Origin of the sequence: Gluconobacter sp. P5E10 (genome assembly GCF_018812145.1) — a bacterium.
GTDB lineage: Bacteria > Pseudomonadota > Alphaproteobacteria > Acetobacterales > Acetobacteraceae > Gluconobacter > Gluconobacter cerinus.
Genome location: NZ_JACRVZ010000003.1, coordinates 1 through 21,013 on the forward strand (window position 1 = coordinate 1; position 21,013 = coordinate 21,013).

General features: G+C 52.9%; 8 protein-coding genes and 3 pseudogenes. 2 read left to right on the plus strand and 9 right to left on the minus strand.

Going from position 1 to position 21,013, the window contains the following annotated elements; translation table 11 throughout:
- A pseudogene (locus KP707_RS06510) lies at positions 1-162 on the minus strand (IS5/IS1182 family transposase); the annotation flags it as partial.
- A 1,440-nt stretch (positions 163-1,602) separates the two neighbouring features.
- On the opposite strand from KP707_RS06510, the gene KP707_RS06515 reads away from it, so the two are divergent.
- Positions 1,603-9,051, plus strand: coding sequence for a GH36-type glycosyl hydrolase domain-containing protein (locus tag KP707_RS06515; RefSeq protein WP_252348839.1), 7,449 nt, complete (start codon positions 1,603-1,605; stop codon positions 9,049-9,051).
- A gap of 494 nt (positions 9,052-9,545) precedes the next feature.
- Positions 9,546-10,425: pseudogene (locus KP707_RS06520) on the plus strand (IS5/IS1182 family transposase).
- A gap of 314 nt (positions 10,426-10,739) precedes the next feature.
- Here the strand turns inward: KP707_RS06520 and KP707_RS06530 are convergent.
- From KP707_RS06530 to KP707_RS06560, 8 genes and pseudogenes are all read right to left on the minus strand, one after another.
- Positions 10,740-11,633, minus strand: a complete 894-nt coding sequence (locus tag KP707_RS06530; RefSeq protein ID WP_086633235.1) for a TauD/TfdA family dioxygenase — start codon at positions 11,631-11,633, stop codon at positions 10,740-10,742.
- The gene (locus KP707_RS06535) at positions 11,630-12,925 is read right to left on the minus strand and encodes an MFS transporter (protein ID WP_211502535.1); all 1,296 of its coding nucleotides are present in this window, start codon (positions 12,923-12,925) and stop codon (positions 11,630-11,632) included. Before KP707_RS06535 ends, KP707_RS06530 begins: the two co-directional genes overlap by 4 nt.
- A gap of 1 nt (position 12,926) precedes the next feature.
- The gene (locus KP707_RS06540) at positions 12,927-15,377 is read right to left on the minus strand and encodes a TonB-dependent receptor (protein ID WP_211502536.1); all 2,451 of its coding nucleotides are present in this window, start codon (positions 15,375-15,377) and stop codon (positions 12,927-12,929) included.
- A gap of 53 nt (positions 15,378-15,430) precedes the next feature.
- A complete protein-coding gene (locus KP707_RS06545) occupies positions 15,431-16,798 on the minus strand; it encodes an LLM class flavin-dependent oxidoreductase (RefSeq protein ID WP_211502537.1) in 1,368 nt (455 codons plus the stop codon).
- Positions 16,798-18,027, minus strand: a complete 1,230-nt coding sequence (locus tag KP707_RS06550; protein ID WP_211502538.1) for an acyl-CoA dehydrogenase family protein — start codon at positions 18,025-18,027, stop codon at positions 16,798-16,800. Before KP707_RS06550 ends, KP707_RS06545 begins: the two co-directional genes overlap by 1 nt.
- A 233-nt stretch (positions 18,028-18,260) precedes the next feature.
- A pseudogene (locus KP707_RS06555) lies at positions 18,261-19,012 on the minus strand (transposase); the annotation flags it as partial.
- On the minus strand, positions 19,009-19,197 hold the full coding sequence (locus KP707_RS17130) for an Arm DNA-binding domain-containing protein (RefSeq protein WP_338085312.1): 189 nt from the start codon (positions 19,195-19,197) through the stop codon (positions 19,009-19,011). The gene KP707_RS17130 and the pseudogene KP707_RS06555, both read right to left, overlap by 4 nt.
- A gap of 368 nt (positions 19,198-19,565) precedes the next feature.
- A complete protein-coding gene (locus KP707_RS06560; RefSeq protein WP_211502539.1) occupies positions 19,566-20,918 on the minus strand; it encodes a GntR family transcriptional regulator in 1,353 nt (450 codons plus the stop codon).
- Positions 20,919-21,013: the final 95 nt, after the last annotated feature.

Genomic DNA, 21,013 nt, shown 5'->3' on the forward strand with positions numbered 1-21,013 from the left:
CGAGGACGTCCGCACTTGCTTCCGTCAGAAAACGCCAGAGCATTCAAGATCAGGGCAGAACACTTCAAAATCCACAGTCCGGGAAAACGCTTCAAGCTGATCACCAAGCCCGCTCAAGCGGGCCAAGCGCTCTTCAACATCAAAGAAACCGGACTGCCTCATGACCCATACCTCAATCAACGCAAGGGAAATGGAATCACAAAAGCAGCCTCAAAACCAGAGGGTTTTGCGAAACCTCCAGGTTTATTTCCACTCTTAAATGGGTAAAGTCGGAAACGGCAGCCGTCGTTCGAAAGCGAAAGGATGGTATGCGTCGAATTAAAGAAATATTTTTATGACGATGGTAACTAACTTTCAAATCGGGCGTTATGTTTTGGATTGGTTCTTTTTTATAAATATACTAAGCGCACGCATTAAATTGCGTATAATATATTTATAAAAACAAAGATGAAAAAGACTAATTTTTTAGAAACCTCTCAGAAAACTTACCTGATGATAAGTGGATAATTTCCGCCTAAAGGATCAATGAAAATGGCCATTTTTACTAAAAAAAATGCGGCCACGTCGTTCCGCTTTCATGATGAAAGGGTTATCTGCTCTGATCTCTTTAGCGAAGATCGACTTTTACAGCATGCCCGCAGTTTGTCTGAAAGTCATGGAAACATTCATTTTCCAAAACACAATAATACATTGCCAGACCGACTGAGTGAGAACGCTGAATTTCTTCTGGAATCAAATATTTCATTATCAAAATCCGCTGAAAGGGGTGAGCAAATTACACCTGCTGGAGGATGGATTATTGATAATTATTATCTAATGAATGCTCAGATTCAAACTATTAAATTCGATCTTCCGCCGAAATACTATAAAGAGCTTCCTGAACTATCCGCCGGGCCTTTCTCTGGTTTGCCAAGGGTCTTTGAAATAGCCTGGGCTCTTGTAGCTCACACAGATAGCCGAATTAATCCAAAAACAATATGCGATTTTTTAAGTGCGTATCAGGAAAATAGAGCTCTTCTCATTAGAGAACTTTGGGCCATTCCCACCCAGATCAGAATGGTTTTGATTGAGAATCTTCGGCGAGTAGCAGGTAAGGTTTGCCAGAACCTGCAAGCGCAAAAACAGGCTGATAATCTTGCCAACACTTTGTTTTCAGAGGTTCATCACAATAACACAAAAATTCTTGAAGCGCTTACCAAGGTAGATACTGAAGCATTATCCTCTGCTTTTATTGTGCAATTTTCGCACCGCTTGAGAGGGCATGATCCACAGAAAGATCCTGCATCTTTATGGATGGAGGCAATATTACAGGAAAAAGGCACAAATCTTGAAAAGATTGTTCATGAAGAATTGCAGGAACAAGGAGCATTAAATGCCAGTGTGAGAAATATTATTACAAGTATGCGTTTGATAACGACTCTGGATTGGAACGGTATTGTTGAGAAAACAAGCCCCGTAAGTCAAATATTTTATCGTCATACGGGCTTTTCGGATATGGATCCTCCTACCCGGAATTTATATAGCAAAGCCGTTGAGGCCCTTGCGAAAGGGTCCAGCTATACAGAGTGTGAGATCGCACAGAAGGTCACTTTTCTTGCTGTAATGCAAAAAGACATCCCAAATTCTGATCTTCGCAAATCAGATCCTGGTTACTACCTTTTAGCAGAAGGTCGGGCGTGGCTTGAGGCAGAGTTAACGTTCCGTGCCCCCTTACGCGTAAAAATCGGACAGGGTTGCCGCCGGCTAGGCATAACGGGTTACAGTTTGGCTGTAACAGTGCTGACGTTACTCGTCCTGACCGCTTTTCTTTCTGCCATGAATGGCCAGTTGTCAGGTCGCGCCGCGTTTGCGCTGATTGTTCTGGGATTTATTCCTGCCACTGATGCGGTAGTCGCCGGTGTAAATCGCTTTCTGATGTGGGCCATCAAAGTATCCGAACTCCCCGCGCTTGAACTCAGAGGGGGAGTCACAGCACCGCTGCGGACTATGGTTGTTGTCCCTACCCTTCTGACGAAACGATCTTCCATTGTAGAAATGGTAAATCGTTTAGAGAAACATTACCTGTCCAGTCGGGATGGTGAGATCTACTTCGCCCTACTCACAGATTGGACAGACTCTCCAACCGAAAACCGGAAAGGTGATCAGGATCTTCTGGATGTGGCTGTCCAAGAAATCAGGAAGCTAAATCGGACTTATGGATCGGGCTCTGCTGGCACAAGATTTCTTCTTCTCCATCGCAGGCGTCTTTGGAGCATTAGTGAAGGAAAATGGATCGGATGGGAGCGAAAACGCGGTAAGTTGCATGAATTAAATCGTCTTCTACGCGGTGCAACAGATACCGGCTTTCTTGATCTGCCCGATCAGAGCATTCCTCAAGGTGTACGGTATATTGTTACCGTAGATTCCGATACACGTCTTCCGCATGAGGTTGTCAGGCGTCTTGTCGGGAAGATTGCCCATCCGCTCAATAATGCCCGTTTTGATCCGGAAAAAGGCCGCGTCACGGAGGGATATGCGGTTCTCCAGCCACGTGTGACGCCTTCATTGCCCGAAGCTCGGCAAAGCACGCTATTTCAAAGAGTGTTCTCAAGTCCCAACGGGATAGAACCTTATACGGCCGCAGTATCTGACCTGTATCAGGATATGTTTGCAGAGGGGTCTTTTGCAGGCAAAGGCATTTATGAAATCGATACGTTTGAAGCAGCCTTAGCCGGCCGGGTTCCCGATGGAACGCTTCTGAGCCACGATCTTTTTGAAGGTGTTTTTGCTCGTGCAGGTCTCGTAACTGATATAGAAGTTATCGAGGAATATCCAACGGACTATTTGGTGTCCGTTGCCCGTCTTAATCGTTGGGTTCGTGGAGATTGGCAGCTTCTTCCATGGATCTTTTCATGGATGGGCCATTTTCCAACCATACGTATAAAAACCCGCCCCCTTACGGGCATTGCGCGCTGGAAGATGCTGGATAATCTGCGTCGCAGCCTTTCTGCGCCAATGGCAGTCAGCGCCCTGTTTGCCGGCTGGTTTCTGGATCTCCATAATGCCGCGGTCTGGAGCTTTTGCATTGTTTCAACAATTGCTGTTCCAGCAGCGTTGCCCCTTCTGGTTGATATTATCAGGCGTAGAAGAGGAGAAACATTTCGCAGCTATTTTGCCCTTCTGACAATTGACCTTAAACGGACGGTTCTCACCACAGCTCTGTGTTTTGTGTTTCTGGCTGATCAGGCCTGCCTGATGGGGGACGCGATTAGCCGAACACTGGGGCGTGTTTTTGTTACTCGAAAGCACCTTCTTCAGTGGGTTACGGCCGCTCAGACTGCGGAAGCTCCACGTGAGCGGATGCAAGGATATTTCCGTCAGATGAGTGGAGCCGTTTTAACTGGCCTTCTCGCGGCGGGCGTTATGGTCGTGGCTGGTCCCTGGGTATGGATTATCATCTTGCCATTCGCTGTGGCCTGGTGCCTGTCACCGGCAATTGCGTGGATGGCCAGTCAGTACCGTGCGTCTGCTCGCAGGCTTGAAGCTACTGAGGCTGAGACGGTTTTCATGCGTATGCAGGCCCGGCGGACATGGCGGTATTTTGAGACATTCGTCACCGCTGCGGATCATATGCTTCCCCCGGACAATTTTCAGGAATCCCCTGCCCCTCTTGTTGCCCATCGAACATCTCCAACCAACATGGGGCTTTACCTCCTGTCTGTTGTCGCGGCATGTGATTTCGGGTGGATTGGGGTAGCAGACGCAACATCCCGTTTGAGTGCCACCCTTGAGACAATGCTGCAGCTTCCGCGTTTCAGAGGGCATTTTTATAACTGGTACAGCACCTCTGATCTCTCTCCGCTGTCCCCTATTTATGTTTCGACAGTGGATAGTGGCAATCTCGCTGGCCATTTGATGACGTTGGCGGGTGCCTGCGAAGAGTGGGTTCAGAAAGGAAGAAAATCTGACATTTGGCGTGAAGGTATAAGAGACGCCCTGAATCTGGCGCTTGAAGAAGCGACATCGGGAAACGGTATCTTTCGGTCATCCGAACTCGCACAACTTATGGACGCCCTTCTTCAGGACATGAAGGACGGCCACGCCAGTCAGGTCACACTTACATACAGAGTACAGATGCTCGTCAGTCAGGCAGAGGAACTGGCGCATCTTCTACAAAGACGTGCCATGGCCGGAAGTGCAGGAAAAGGCACCACAACGACAGGTGCCGAGGACCTCCTATTCTGGTTGCATGCTGCCCAGAACTGCCTGCGGAGTGAACGGAAAGATCTCGAAGATAACCCTTCCCTCCATGATGAACTCCGTAAAATTGCACAAATCTCAAGAACCATGGCGTTGGACATGGAGTTTGGCTTTTTGAGAAATTCAGATCGGAAACTGCTCTCGATCGGGTTTGCCGTGAATGAAGGCACTCTCGACGATAACTGCTATGACCTTTTGGCATCCGAAGCGCGGCTTGCTGTCTTCTTTGCCATTGCAAAAGGCGACATTCCTGCCTGGGAATGGTTTCGTCTGGGGAGGCCTCTTGCTGCGGTGGCCCATGGCGAAGCTCTGGTTTCCTGGTCTGGGTCGATGTTCGAGTACCTCATGCCGTCCCTGATCATGGCCGCACCGTTTGATAGTCTTTTAGAAGAGACCAGTCGGCAGATTGTCCACCGTCAGATTGAATATGGCCAGTTCTGCGGTGTGCCATGGGGTATTTCGGAATCTGCCTATAATGCACGCGATCTGGAATATAATTATCAGTACTCCGACTTTGGTGTCCCAGGACTGGGGATGAAGAGAGGATTGGCCCAAAATCTGGTTATTGCACCTTACGCCACAGCTTTGGCTTCGATGGTTGATGCGCGTCTGGCAACAGAAAACTTCCGGGCCTTGCAGGCCGCAGGCGCTCAGGGAACCTACGGATTTTACGAGGCGCTGGATTATACAAAGGCGCGACTGCAATCGAACCAGACCGTTGCAATCATTCACTCTTACATGGCCCATCACCAAGGCATGTCCATTCTTGCAATAGCGGATACCGTCCTCAAAGGCCTCATGCGAACCCGTTTCCATGCAGAACCGATTATCGGAGCGGCAGAACTGCTTTTGCAGGAGCGCGCACCAACAGGTGGAGCTATTACCACCCCTCTGAAGGAAGAAGAGTTCGCCCCTCCTGCGCTGACCGTGCAGATGCAGGCTGGTGGCCGCCATTTACAGACAGCGGACACGACTGCCCCTGTTACTCATCTGCTTTCGAATGGACGATACAGCGTGATGCTGACGGCCGCTGCGTCAGGATATAGCAAGTGGGGTGATCAGGCTGTTACGAGATGGAGGCAGGATCCCACGCTCGATAACTGGGGGACTTATATTTACCTTCAGGCGTCCGGAGACAGTCACTTCTGGAGCGCAGGATTCCAGCCATCTGGAGCTAAGGCTGAGAGCTACGATGTAGAATTCAGGGAAGACCGCGCAACATATACGCGTCAGGACAACAAGCTGACGACGACGATGGAAGTCCTTGTTTCAGCCGAAGATGATGCAGAACTTCGTCGTATTTCAGTTCGGAACTCCAATTCTTCAACGGTTGAGATCAACGTAACGTCTTATGTCGAGCTGGCGTTATGCCCGCCAGGTATGGATCTCAGTCACCCTGCTTTCGCAAAAATGTTTGTACAGACGGAGTATCTCTCTTCTTACAGAGCAATTGTTGCCACACGGCGGAAAAGAAATCCGTCTGATGCAGAGATCTGGGCAGCGCACCTGATCATTGGCGGCGATGACCTTTCCATCGAGACGGATCGTGCCCGATTTATCGGTCGTGGCAGGGATTTGCGGGAGCCGATTGCCGTTATTGAAGCGGGCCCTCTCTCCGGATCAGTCGGGACGGTATTGGATCCCGTTTTCGCTGCGCGGTGCAAGCTCACAATTCCCCCGCGCTCCACGCGTCATGTATCATTTTGGACGATTGTTGCGTCAACACGCGAAGCGCTCATCCAAAGCATCGAACGTCATCACGGTGGAGCAGATCTCGATCGTGCCCTGACCCTCGCATGGACCCATGCTCAGGTTCATTTACGCCATCTCGATATCCAGCCTGTACAGGCAGACCTCTTTCAGAAGCTTGCCGGCTATCTTCTGTTTCCAAGTTCCGTTCTTCGCTCGTCTGCGGCCCGTATAAAACGAGGCGCTGGCAGACAGGCAGATCTCTGGGGACAGGGCGTTTCCGGCGATTTACCAATTCTGTTGTTGGTCATCACAGAAAGTGAAGATTTCGACCTCGCCCGGACCCTTCTGACAGCGCATGAGTATCTGAATTTCAAAGGCCTCGCTTTTGATTTTGTTATTCTGAACGACCATCCGACGTCTTATGCGCAGGATCTACAACACGCACTGGAAGCCCTTGTTCGGTCCTCCGGGCAGCCGGGTACAGTCCGTCTTCTTCGCGGCACGCTTATGTCAGAAACAGTCAGAGACCTTCTGTTCTCCGTGGCTTATGTGGTGCTGACGGGTAAGGGAGGAAACCTGCAACATCAATTGACCCGTATTGAAGTCATGCAGGGCGCGAAAGTCTTGCAGGCAGCCATACGTCCCTGCCGCCCATACCGTGGAGCAGCGGAAACCCCCGTGCTGCCTCAGCTTGAACTGCCAAATGGATATGGAGGCTTCACGTCTGATGGGAGGGAGTATGCTGTCATCATCCGTGGAAAAGCGCGTCCCCCTGCCCCTTGGGTCAACGTCATCTCCAGTCCTCATTTTGGGTTTCAGGTCTCCGCAGAAGGTAGCAATTATACCTGGTCGGAGAATAGCAAAGAAAACCAGTTGACGCCTTGGTCTAACGACCCGGTCATGAATCCAACGGGGGAAGCTTTCTACCTGTGTGACGAGGAAAAACGGCAGTTCTGGTCTCCTCTGGCAGCTGTTTGCCCAGATGACAATGCTGTTTATGTTTGCCGCCATGGACGCGGATACAGTCAGTTTGATCGTCACACCAACGATATTGCTTCGACCCTTCTACAATACGTGCCGCTTGAAGATCCGGTAAAAATTTCCAGATTGAAGCTGACCAATACGTCCTCCCACCCCCGGACTTTGAGGGGCACGATCTATACCGAGTGGGTGCTCGGACAGTCCCGCAGTACGACTACCCCTTTTGTATTTACAGAGCAGGATTCCGACACTGGCGCGCTGTTTGTCAGGAACAAGTGGGCCGAGACGTTTGGTGACAGGGTCGCCTTTGCGGATATGTCCGCTCAGCAGACATCAAGCACGGACGACAGATGCACATTCCTGGGTCGAAATGGCACTCTTTCCGCCCCTCAAGCCATTATCCGGGGTGGCCCGCTTGAAGGTATCGTCGGGGCCGGAGTTGATCCGTGTGCCGCCTTGCAGACTGTCATTACGCTTGAACCCGGAGAAAGCACCGAAATTGTCTTTCTGCTAGGTCAGGGTCAAAACTCAGACCATGCTCGTCAGATTGTTCGGCGATACAGAAATGCAAATCTGGATGCCGTTCTGGATGAAGTGCATCGCAGGTGGGAGGCGATTACAGGAGCCGTACAGGTTCATACGCCTGATCGCGCCATGGATATCATGCTAAACGGCTGGCTGCTGTATCAGTCCCTTTCCAGTCGCATCTGGGCACGGGCAGGCTTTTATCAGGCCAGCGGTGCTTATGGATTTCGAGATCAGTTGCAAGACGGGATGTCGCTCGTTCTGGCCGCTCCTCAACTGGTGCGGGAGCACCTTCTGCGGGCGGCATCCCGACAGTTTCCAGAGGGAGACGTTCAACACTGGTGGCTCCCTCAGAAAGGAAATGGAGTTCGCACAAGGATTTCTGATGATTGTGCGTGGCTTGCCTACACAGTCGCACACTATGTTCGAGTCAGCGGTGACGCGACCGTTCTGGATGAAGAAATTCCATTCCTGGAGGCGGCAGTTTTGGCTGAGGGGGAGCATGAGCGTTTCCTCCAGCCTGACGTGACGGACAGAACGGCGTCGCTCTATGCTCACTGCGTCCTTGCTCTCGATCACAGTCTGCAGAGAGGAGTTCACGGTCTCCCGCTGATGGGAACCGGGGACTGGAATGACGGGATGAACCGAGTGGGCGAAGCAGGACGCGGAGAAAGTGTCTGGCTGGGATGGTTCGTGCACGCCACGTTGGCAGCTTTCCTGCCGCTCGCTCAGGCCCGACAGGACACAGAACAGGTGGCGAAGTGGACGCGGATCATGAAGGAGCTTGAACACGCGTTGGAAGCAGCATGGGATGGATCTTGGTACCGGCGTGCCTATTTTGATGACGGCAGCCCTTTAGGCAGCCATGCAAACCCTGAGGGACGCATTGATGCCATAGCTCAGTCCTGGGCTGTAATTTCAGGAGCAGGATCTCCCGAACGTGCAAAACAGGCCATGCACGCTGTTCAGGAACAACTTGTCGATCTGAACCGGGAAATCATCATGGTTTTGACGCCTCCCTTTGATACCTCAGAGCCTGACCCTGGCTATATTCGGGGCTATCCGCCGGGTATCCGAGAAAATGGCGGCCAATATACGCACGCAGCTCTATGGACTGTTATGGCAACGGCCCTTCTTGGAGATGGCGATGCAGCGCATGAGATGTTTTCAACGCTCAATCCTATTCACCACTCCCGCGATCAGGATGCGGCAGACCGCTACAAGGTTGAGCCATATGTCGTCGTCGCGGATGTTTATTCCTCCAGTCCTCATGTCGGCCGCGGAGGATGGTCCTGGTACACGGGGTCGGCGGGTTGGATGCAACGCGTCGGGGTTGAGACGTTACTGGGCGTGCAGATCGAAGGAAATCGACTGTCCCTTAATCCACGCATCCCATCAGGCTGGTCGTCATACGAAGTTCGGGTGCGCTGGAAAACATCAGAATATCATATCCAGATAAAAAACCCTGATGATGTCTGTGCGGGAGATCTCTTTATGCTGATCGACGAAGAATTCACAGCATTCACTCAGCCGATTTACATGAAAGATGACAGCCTTACACACAGCATAAAAATCGTTCTCAGGAGAGAAAACGATTTCGGTTTATCTAATTAAATATTTTTTATGGTCTGTGGAATTTTATATTGATCTTATCCATGTGGTAGAAAAATAAAAATGAAGCATACAAAATCTGAGTATTGAAATCGGCATAAAAGGGGAAGAGGTATTTAGAGCGCCATTCCCTTTGTCTAAATGCAGTCCTGATAGAAGGTCCATCACAATAAGCGCCAGGAAGAGGAAAATCCTAATAAAAGATATTCGCCCGAAAAGGTTCTCCTGAGCCTAAGCCCGACCATCCTCCTGTTCTTCCGGAAACACCTGAAAATCCAACAAAATTAAGCTTTGTATTTTTCGGGCCGGAATAAGAAGAAGTCTGAAGCGACGAGTCAGCATATGGAGCAGATCAAACCATTTTCTTTGATTGCACATAATAGCACCGGGGATGATACCGTTTTCTATAAAAATAAACCTGGAGGTTTCGCAAAACCCTCTGGTTTTGAGGCTGCTTTTGTGATTCCATTTCCCTTGCGTTGATTGAGGTATGGGTCATGAGGCAGTCCGGTTTCTTTGATGTTGAAGAGCGCTTGGCCCGCTTGAGCGGGCTTGGTGATCAGCTTGAAGCGTTTTCCCGGACTGTGGATTTTGAAGTGTTCTGCCCTGATCTTGAATGCTCTGGCGTTTTCTGACGGAAGCAAGTGCGGACGTCCTCGGGGCTGTCGGACCGGGTGCTGGATGCAACACTGGTGGCTGCTTCAAAGCCGCGCAATACCAGCACTGAGAAAGTGGTTCTCTGGGCAGGACGTATTCCGGAAGACTGGCAGGACAAGCCGGCAAAGCTGTCGCACAAGGATCGTCATGCGCGCTGGACGCTGAAGATCACGAAAGCAAAATGGCAGGATGACGGAACGATACCCTCCACAGATCTCGCTATCCCGTTCTTTGGATACAAATCCCACGTCTCCATCGACCGGAAGTTTCGGTTCATCCAGAAATCAAATGCTGGAAAGTCAGTGATACGCTCGCGTGTCGAGCATGTTTTTGCCGACCAGCAGTCTCAGACGGGGCTGTTCATCCGAACAATCGGCATCACCCGGACCACAATGAGGATCGGACTGGCCAATATCGTCTATAATATGCGCCGCTTCCTCTTCCTGGAGCGGATCGACGCGAGCGCGTAGCAATTTTGCGGATGAAAACTCCAGATCTGCGATAAACGCAGAGCGAAAATCAGCTCCAGAAACCAGAAACCAGGACACAACNGTGATACGCTCGCGTGTCGAGCATGTTTTTGCCGACCAGCAGTCTCAGACGGGGCTGTTCATCCGAACAATCGGCATCACCCGGACCACAATGAGGATCGGACTGGCCAATATCGTCTATAATATGCGCCGCTTCCTCTTCCTGGAGCGGATCGACGCGAGCGCGTAGCAATTTTGCGGATGAAAACTCCAGATCTGCGATAAACGCAGAGCGAAAATCAGCTCCAGAAACCAGAAACCAGGACACAACTTTATCAACAAACAGTGCTTCGATCCCTCAACCTGCAGAGAGCTTGATCTTCCATGGTTTGTGACGATTGGCAAAATAACTTGGGATGTTGAGTAGGTGGAGAACGATAAGGCTCCCGGATCGATCATGACTTAAATTCTCACTACCGCAATTGACAATACTGACTCCACGCCGTTCTTTCCGCGCACGTCGTCCTGATTTTATATTCCCTGTCGGCTTACCCGCCCCTAGAATTAATGATCCAGATCCTGGCCATTATCGGGACCTTTGAGCAGCCGGCTCTTTTCCCCGGTGATGCTGAGAGGGATATCGCCACGCACGGTGATACGACGCAGGAGCCGGGGATGAGTATCGAAATCGGCTGTAGCATAGTGCTGGGTGGCGCGGTTGTCCCAGATGGCAACGTCACCTGGTTTCCAGTTCCAACGGACGGTATTGTCAATCTGCGTGATGTAAGACTGGAAGATCTCCAGCAGCCGGTTGGCATGCTGCGTGGGGATGCCGCGAATTTCCTTGAAGAAATGGCCCAGAATAAGGGTGCGCTCACCGGTCTCAGGATGAACGCGCACGACCGGGTGCTCTGTCTCGTAAAGGCGTGAAATGAAACGAGCGCGGAAGTCCGCAATTTCCTCGTGGCGCGTGTCGTATTTGTAGAAATTGGTATCGTAGTCGTTGCCATGAACGGCCCAAAGTGTGTCGGCAAGCTGCTGCAGAGGCGCGGGGAGGTCATCATAGGCTGTGGCTGTGTTGGCCCAGAGTGTGCTGCCGCCGTAGGGCGGGATCGTGATAGCGCGCAGGATCGAGGCCTTGGGGTAAGCCGGCACGAAAGTGACGTCTGTATGCCATGAATCCGTGGAACGACCGTTGCGGGAGTTCAGTTCAAACGTATAGGGCGTCCCTGCGGCTGCGGGGATTGTCGGGTGAAGGATTGGATCTCCGAAGACACGACTGAACGTTTCATGCTGGGCATCATCAAGGAACTGGTCGCGCAGGAAGATCACTTTATGGCGCAGCAGAGCATCATGGATGAATGCTTTGTGTTCTTCAGGCAGAAGTTCGCGGGCGTTAATCCCATGGACGATGGCGCCAATACGGGATGTGACCTTTTCGATCGTAAGCTGTGTCATGAGGGAACTCCTTCGGATTGGGGGAGTGTCTGACTACTGGTGCGGTCAGGTCGCGTGAGAGACGGAGGCGTAATGAAAAAGGTCAGGATTGCGCTTGCAAGGAACAGTGCGGCGTAGATGAGAATAATTCCCTGCGTGCCGACAGCGCCTTCAAAAAGATAAACAATAAAAGGCCCGATCCAGACGCTACTTCCTGCACCAAGGTTCAGCAGGGACATGGCGATACCTTTGTGATCCGGCAGAAGAGACGGTGTCAGAGCCGAAAGCGGGACATATCCGGCAAGCGTCATGCCAAAAACTGCGGCAGAGCCATAAACCGCGAGCAGGCTACTGTGGGCGTACAGCAGCGGGACCCAATACAGACCAACGCAACTCACGGCGCTCCCAATACCGCCAAACCAGATGATGGTCTGCCGCCATGAAATATAGTCGCTGGCGAAACCGATCAGCAGGTTAAAGACGATGTTGCTGGCGAAGATGATTTCGAGAAAGCAGATCCATACATCCTGGGACAAGCCCAGACGACCCGTGAAAAAGAACGGCATGAAGACGATCAGGCCATGCGTAGCGCTGGAATTGACCGCCCGCACGATGCACGCCAGACCCACGCCCGGATTGTGACGGATCTGACGAACCGTTTCGCGCAGGGTAGGGCCTATGTCTTTCAGGCTGCCTTTCTCTGCACGTGGCGTAGTGGGCAGCGGCAGGACGGCAAGAAGGCCACCTGCTCCCACCCCGAGAAGGGCGATCCAGAGTGTAATGTACTGGCCGTAAACGGGGAGCAGGAGTTGCGCCACAATAGAACCGACCGTGGGCAAGCCGCAGGTAAAGCAGAACCAGAACAGACCGACAGCACGACCCAACCGGTCCTGACGGATCGTGGTGACGAGCAGGGTCAGCAGTCCATAGGAAAACAGCGGATATCCTGCTCCTCGCAATCCGTAGGTCAGGAGTAGCAAGGCTGAAGAATGAGCCGGAATGGCAACGCCAAGAAACAGAAGTTGCGGCACGATCCAGAATAACAGACCAGCCGTCATGACAGCACGACTACCAAAGATGTCGCACAGCAATCCCGAGAACCAGGCCGCCAAAGCAGCGAAGAGTCCGTAGGCTGTGAAGAGAAGAGCTACGAAGTGCTCCGTCTGCCCTGTCTGGACAAGAAACGGCGACAGATAGCCGACCTCGACGCCATCTCCGATCATGAAGACCAGAAGGCCAGCGTACTGGAGGGTAAAGTTCCGGGGCAGGCGGCTGGCAGGCAGAAGCGGAGCGGCAGGAAACGTCGTCTGCATGTCAGAAATCCGCATGAACAGCGCCGAAATACTGGCGTGGCGCACCGAGGACGACAGACTGGTAATCACCAGCCATAGGGTAACCGTTCTGCCCCATGGTGGAGATGTATTTTACGTTTGTCAGGTTATAGACGTTCAGGTCTACCGAGAGGTGCTGTAGAAAGCCCGTGTGAGACAAGCGGTGCAACTGTTTGCTCAGGTCGTAACGTGCACCGAAATTAGTCAGCCAGTAGGACGGGACCTTCGTGTCGCCAGTGTAGCTAAGATTCCGCTTGCCGACATACTGGGCTTCGATATGCGCCTGAAGATCATGCCAGGTGTAGGACAGGTCAGCGTGATACATGAGACGTGGATAAGCCACGACCTGCTGGCCGCGGATATTGTAGGTTACCCGCGATCCGTTGACGGTCTGAGTAATGTTGTTGTCATAGACGGCATGGTTGTAGCTGATGCTGTTGGTCAGGCTAAGCCCCTTAACGGGTGTGAGCGTGACGGCACCATCCACACCGGTCATCGTTACGCCACCAACGTTCTGGATAGTGGTGTACGGCTGGGTTGTTGGACCGGTGGAGATGCGCTGCAGCCGGTTGGAAAAGATCGTGTGATAGCCGTAGAGCGAACCGCTGACGAGGCGGCCCGTATAACGATAGCCTCCTGCAAAATTCCAGTCCGTTTCGGGACGCAGCGTACTTTTGGAGGCCTGATAGGCGGCCTGTGAGGTCGAGAACGGCGACGAACCGCTGTTATAGCCCGAGACGGGATAAACCTTCACGTTCTCCGCGATATCGAAATAGAGCTGATGGCCGGGAGCGAAGCGCCATTCCCCGCTGAAATGCGGCAGGAAAGGCTTGCTGGACGTGAGTGAGTCTCCACCAGCGATAGCGGTCGTGCGGGTGTAAGTTTCCCAGTTGGCGAGCGCGCCGACGCGGGTCGTGTTCAGGACGGACCGGAAACCAGCATGGAGCGCGATGGTGCTGGTTACGTGATACGTATCCTGGAAATAAGCGACAAACGTGTTGGTATTAAAGACCTGTCGGTAGCCATTCTGGAAAGGGTTCTTGAGGTTGTCGAGCCCGTTGACGGGTGTTGCGGTCCCGTCGAGGACGTCCTGCAGCAGCGGTTGCTGGTAAAGCGGCTTACTAATGTCGAAATGGGTATTTTCATACCAAAGACCTGCATTCAGCACGTTATGCGCGATGCGATAGGACAGGGACGTCGTGAAGCCGAAGCGGTTCGTATCGGGCTGGGTAACCTGATCGATCAGAGGCGCTCCGTTAGGGGACGAGATCAGAGGGCTTGCGACTGAACCGCGCTGATAGGAACGATGCCCATAGACCGTACTCTGCCAGCGCAAGCGATCAGTCAGGGCAAGATCGGCCGATACACCCCCAACATAGGAATGCTGCATCTGGGCGCCCTCGTAATAAGACGCGGTGTAAGGGCTCTTGAGGTTGGCATAGGCTGCAGGAACCTGCCCTCCCGGAAGCCCACGTTGGGCCAGAGCGAGACGATATGCCTTTTCATAGCCGCCGGGCTGCCCGATGAAGTTATCGATCGCGTAGCCACCATTATTGAACATATCCAGGCTGTAGTCCTGATAGTTCTGCATCTGCATATCGGTGTAGTCGAAGTAGGCTGTAATGCGGCTGTCCTGGCCGATAGGGTGCAAAACCTTGGCGTTGACCTGCTGCATGAACTGGTCCTGCCCACCACGCCATTTGGTGGTGTCGTTGCGGGCATAAGAGACATAGAAGCGCGTTCCCTGACGGTTCAGATCGCCGCTTTCGAGACGCACAAACGTCCGGTAGGTCGCATTACTCCCGAAGGTCTGGTTCACACTGCCCCCACGTTTGTGAGACGGATCGCGTGAAATAAACTGCACCGTACCGCCCAGATTGGACGTACTGGCCACGCTCTCCGAACCGGTAGACGCCGAAACATCCATACGCTCAATGTTTTCAGACGAAATAGCGGAGGTCGGGCTCAGGCCGTTAACGTTGCTGAATTGCTGGTCTCCAAGCGGAATCCCATCCAGCGTCATGCCGATCTGGCTCTGATCGAAGCCGTGCATCAGGAAGGAGTTCTGCCAGGTGTTCACGCCCTGCGGATCACCGGAATTGAACAGAACGCCAGGTAGTCGGGTGAGGGCCTTGAGCGGATTGGTCCCGGCGGCATATTCACGAATGGTAACCGCAGAAACGGGATTGGACACCCAGTTAGCCTGCCGGTGTCCTTCCACCCCAATGCTCTCGGTTGCTTTGGCGCTGATGGCGCGGGATGTAGCCGGTTTGTGAGGAGGCAGTGCAGGCGTGACGTGACGCGGATTTGTGCCCAGCTTGGTGGCTGGAGAAGCAGTATCAGCGAAAGCGTAGGTATTAACCGAGAGGGTCAGCAGGGCAATCAGAGAAACGGAGCCACTGGCACTACGGCTGGAAAATGAAAATGCGGGCATGGAAATACACTCACAAGATACAGGAAACGGGAATTTTCAGGTCTTGGGAGGGGTCAACAGCGCCAGGCCGGATGGTCGGGCGCTGGATGTGCGGACGTATTCTGCGGGAAAAGCCTTTCACGCAGGGTCTTGCCGTCGTTGGGCTTGATACGGCCACGACGCTTCAGTTCCGGCAGGACGAGACGGATGAAGTCGTTGTAGCTGTCCGGATTAACGAGCTGGATCAGATTGAGGCCATCAGTTTCGGATTCCTCGAGCCACTGCTCAATCTGATCCGCGACGGTTTCACCTGTACCCACGAAAGTTTTGGCACGGCCAAAGCCTTCTGCCGGGCTTGTGGCTTCTGCAATAGTCCATGAACGACCGCTGATGGCAGGGTCAAACTGTTCAAGGACAGACTGGCTGGCTTCCGTCGGACGATAGGTCAGGACCTCGTCTGTCTGGTTCTTCGAGAAGTCCACACCCGTCATTGAGGAGTAGTGGATGAGCGATCCGGTGGCATCGTAGAAGGCTTTGTATTCCGCGAATGTGCGAATAGCGTCTTCCTCAGTCTCCCCGACCACGACCGCTGCGGCGCAAATGAAGCGCAGGCTGCCTGGATCGCGACCTTCGCGAGCTGCGTCCTCACGAATACGCCGGACATTCTTTCGTGTCCCTTCTGCGCCGGCACCTACGACGAAAATGACTTCCGCATGTCGTGCCGCGAATGCACCACCCCGGGCTGAAGCGCCTGCCTGAAGCAGAACGGGAACCCGTTGCGGACTGGGCTCGGCCGTATGGCCGTCTGGAACGCGGTAGTACTGGCCTTCATGCCGTATAGGGTGAACTTTTGCCGGGTCGGTGTAGATCCACTCGCCTGAAGCCGTTTGACCTCGGATGACAGCATCGTCTTCCCAGGATTTCAGCCACAGCTTGTAGACGACGCTCATGAACTCGTCCGCCCGGTCGTAGCGTTCGTCATGGGGTATCTGATGGTCTAATCCAAGATTGCGAGCCGCACTTTCCTGCTGCGACGTCACAATGTTCCAGCCCAGACGGCCCTTCGTCAGATGGTCGAGCGTCGTCAGCTTGCGGGCGAGAAGATAAGGGTGTTCGTAAGTCGTGGACAGCGTGATGCCAAAACCAAGCGTCGTCGTCACGGCGGCCATGGCGGACACCAGCAGAAGCGGATCGATCAGTGGGGACTGGATACCGTGCTTCAGGGCAGCGTCTGGACTGCCGCCGTAAACATCAATCTGGCCGAGGGCATCCGCGATAAACAGGGCATCGAACCCAGCGTCATCGAGTGTGCGTGCCAGGTCAGTCCAGTAGCTGATGTCCTTGTAACGATGTGTCTGGTCAGCGGGATGGCGCCACAGGCCGTAATTCAGGTGCGAGACCGTGGCCATCGTAAAGCCGTTGAGGATGATGTGCTGTCCCATTACGCCACCCCCACGCGCCACTGAGCGGGGGGCAGGGTTCCATTGACAGCGTAGTCCCCAACGACGCGCGTGCGATAGACACGGGGGTTGTGATTACCCAGCGTGCGAACGTTGCGCCAATGTCGATCCAATCCGACGACGCGCAAGGTTGCACCACCGCTTAGCGCGTCGAACAAAGCCGTCGTGGCTTCCAGCACCAGCGGCAAAATCCGATCCTGTACCTGCCAGACTTCGAGTTCAGCACGCGCAACCGTAAGTTCGATTTCCGAGGCAGGACTATCCGCAACGGCCTGAATGGCTCGGGAGGCACGTTCAACCGCTGCCCCGGCGATATATGCGCCACTGAAGACATGACCGACAACTTCGAGGATCTGCGGATCTTCTGCGGGAAGGTCTGCATTCCCGTGGCTGAAGGTGCGTTTGCGGCGCCGTACGGCATCCGCGACGTCCGTTGCAGCGGAGCGCGCAATCCCGGCAACAGTCGCCAAATGATAGAGCTGGAAGAATGCCTGGGAATACGGGAAGGCCGTGTTGCCGTAACGCAGATCGGCGTCTTCGGTATGGACGTCACGGAAATGTGCCGTGCCGCTGGCGGTCAGGCGTTGCCCAACACCGTCCCAGTCATCCACAATTTCCAGGCCGGGATCATTGCGGGCAGCCAGTGTTTTGACGGTCTGGCCATCTTCCGTGGTGCCGGTAACAGTCAGCCAATCGGCATAGAGCGAACCGGTCGTGAAGAACTTCGAGCCGTTAATGACCCAATGGCCATCTTTCTGGGACAGGGTCGTGCTGAAGAGATCACGCTTGGACGCCGGGCCTTCAGCCGCTGCGGCCCCTGCGGTCTGTCCGGTTCCAAGCCGGTCGAGCCATTTCGTGCGATAGGGGCCATCGGGTTCAAACAGGAGATGCTCAACGAAGCCGAAATGGGCTCGGAGCGCCTGTGCAACGTTTGAATCCGCTTTGGCCAACGCTGTAATAAGAGAAAACAGATCCTCAAGACTGGCACCGAGCCCACCATGCGCTACGGGAACGCGGAGCGCCGTGAAACCACTCTCCTTGAGAAGGCGTATCTGCTCGAAAGGAAGTTCGCGGTTCAGTTCGGCCTGAAGAGCCTGCTTCCGAATTTTTTCGAAAACTGCAGAAAAACGCTCGTGAAGCGGAGTGTTTTCACGCGCATCCTGTCCCCAGAGAAGGGAGAGATTAGGAAGAGGAGCGGATATGTAGGTCATGGTGTCTACCTGTGGCGTGCGGTCCGAACAAAGGGAGTGAGAGCAGGGGAGAGCCCGGCATCATCGGGGGACAGGAACTGGCAAACACTACAGACATAAAACCATACCGTTTCGTTATTATTTAATATCAAATAAACTGTGTAGTGATTATTTTGTTATGTCAAACTCATAGTTATTAAATATTTTAACTATTTGGATTAGTTAAAATTGTGTGTAGATGATTGAAAATTTCGGTTTGTGACAGGGGTCTTTGGCTCGCGTAGCCTGGCGCCATCACTGGCTGCCGTATCGGTCGCCGTCCATTTCCGGATCAACCTGAACTTCCGGTCAATAGAAATATGCGATCTGTAACCAACGAACGGGAATGGCAAAATCCGTTGCAGGACACGTTCCATCATCCTGTCGCTTTGATGGACTTCAGCGTCCAGCGCGCATGCCTGTTTTTATGAGACAGCTTTGAGGGATTGTGCTGCCAGTCCTGTGGGAGCCGACCTTACCGGAGGTCCGTCTTCTCAGCGTTTGTCTTGCGCTGCTTTGGAGCTGCAACCAATGTCGCATTCAAGATGTGACCTGACATCGGTAGATCAATGGTGTCCCGCCGGGTCGCATCAAACCGGTTGAACAGCATGTCGATAACACCAGCTCAAATGAATCGCTCACGGAACAGCCAGGCCGTTTGGCGTCAGGCACGCGGTCCGACAGCCCAAGCGTCAGCAAACGCGTAAAGGATAGGCAATCGTTGATCAAATATTCCGTTCGTTCGTCGGACAAATTGTTCAGCGCTTGGATCACCAGAATTTTGAATATCAACACCGGGTCAAACTGCGACCGTCCGCCTTTCCCCCATCCACATGGGCCAGAGACCCTTTCGGGTCAGGGCGGAACACTTCAAAATCCACAATCCGGGAAAAAGCTTCGAGTTAATCACAAACCCATCCAGGCGAGCCAGCTGCTCTACAACATCAAAGAAGTCCACCTGCTTCATGCGATCCTTTCCCCAATGTACGCGGAGGAAAACAGAATTACAGAGGCAACTTTAAAACTAAGGGGTTTTTCGAACCTCCAGCCGTCCTTATGATAGGCACCGAACGAGAGTGTCTTCTCTTTTCCGCCGAACCGATATTCCAGTCGCCAGATCTTAGCGCCATTCGGGCGAACAATAAGGTGCAAACCCTACGCATCGCTGAGTTTATACTAAGATTCGCTCTGCAGAAATTTGCGAATTGCTATGTCTGTAAGCACCGATACTCCCATTATGATTTCTGTTCATATTTTGTTCTCATCATTAATGGGCACAAAACAGATAATCGAAAATGCAGAAATGGTTGTCTTTGGTCACTAATGGTGAAGTATCGTTGGCGGAATATTGTCAATCACTCTAATAACCCAATAATCTGATTAAATATAAGATTATGTCTTCCAAATGAAATAATACCCCCTTTGATACTCCCAATATCGAAAAATTTGAAAATAAAAGATTTTTTTAGAATTTCTATCCGTAAACCCATTATGGATCTCTTATGGTTTCAGGCCGAAGATCATTTTTGAGCGCTTATCTGTGATGCCTTTTTTGTCGCAGCTTTTCGTATGTCAGATGCGATCCGGTCGAAATTGCCGGTGAGATGGGAAATCGAAAAGCGAATATGGGGGTCTGCCAGCAGGGAACACTGACGGCCGGCCGAGACCCGGATGTTCTGTGAGGCTAGATACGAGCAGGCGGCGTCTTCATTCAAGACTGAGATCCAGAAGCTAAAGCCTTCTCCAGTGGGGCTATCGATACCATTGCGACGAAAAGCGGAGACCATTTCAAGACGCTGTTTCTGATAATGCAGATAGTTCTCCTGAATGATCTGGTGAGTTTTTTCGTTGTCCAGAAGTCGGGCGGCGGCGCTTTGCAACAGACGGCTTGTCCAGGCGGGTCCAAAGCTGCGATAGGCTTGTATCTCGCGGATGATCATGGATGATGCGGACACGACGCCCAATCGCAGGTCCGGTCCCAGGATCTTGGATAGCGAGCGCACGTGGATGACGCGTGGTCCGAGCCATACTCCAATGCTCTCTGCTGGAACTGGTGAAAACCATGGAAAAGCGTCGTCTTCGATGATCCAGGTCGAGGGAGACGTCCTGAGTACCTGGGCGAGTTCGTGGAGCCGAGTGCGCGGCGTGCGCTGTCCTGTAATGGCATTGATGTTCGGTTGCATGTATAGCGCCGTCGGATTTCTCATCAGGGCCTGCTCCAGCGATGCGGGCACGATACCGTCGGCATCACTTTGCAGCGGAAGGATCGAGGCACTCAGGTAATCAAGGATATCCAGAGTTCGCATGGGAGTGGGATCCTGCACAGCTACTGTCGATCCTGGAGGAATGAGAGCCTGGATTGTATCGAATAGGGCGCTGTAGGCACCGTTGGTCGCCATAAAATCCTCGGCCGGATAGGGCCATTTTGCAGCGCAGATCGTACGCAGGATCGGAGAAATCGTATCGTCATCGTAAGTATTGAGGTTGGGAATGGATTTTAGGTTTTCAAACGCATCGTACAGGCGGGGCAGCCGGGCAGGATCCGGGGTATAGGATGTCAGATTGAGACTAACGTTTTCGCGGCTGAGGCTTGCCGTGCGCCTCACAGGGCGGGGCGAGAGGAACATGTTGCACACACGCATCCCGCGTCGGCCACGGCCAGAAATAACTCCCCTTTTGCGCAGATCGGTCCAGGCAATGGAAACGGTAGCCGGGCTAATGCCCAAGCCAAAGGCCAGATCGCGGATTGCGGGCAGGCGCGTACCAACCGGCAGCGTTCCACTCTGGATCAGGGCTGAAATCTGTCGGGCAAGGCCCCGAGCAGAGCGGTCGTGCAGGCGGCTTACAAACCAGTCCGTATTAAACTCTTCCACATCGTGATTCCAACAAATAAATGTCCAATAACGTAATATCATTTGCGCGAGGGAAGTGAAGGTCTCTTAATCATTTCAGTACCGACTCTTTTTCA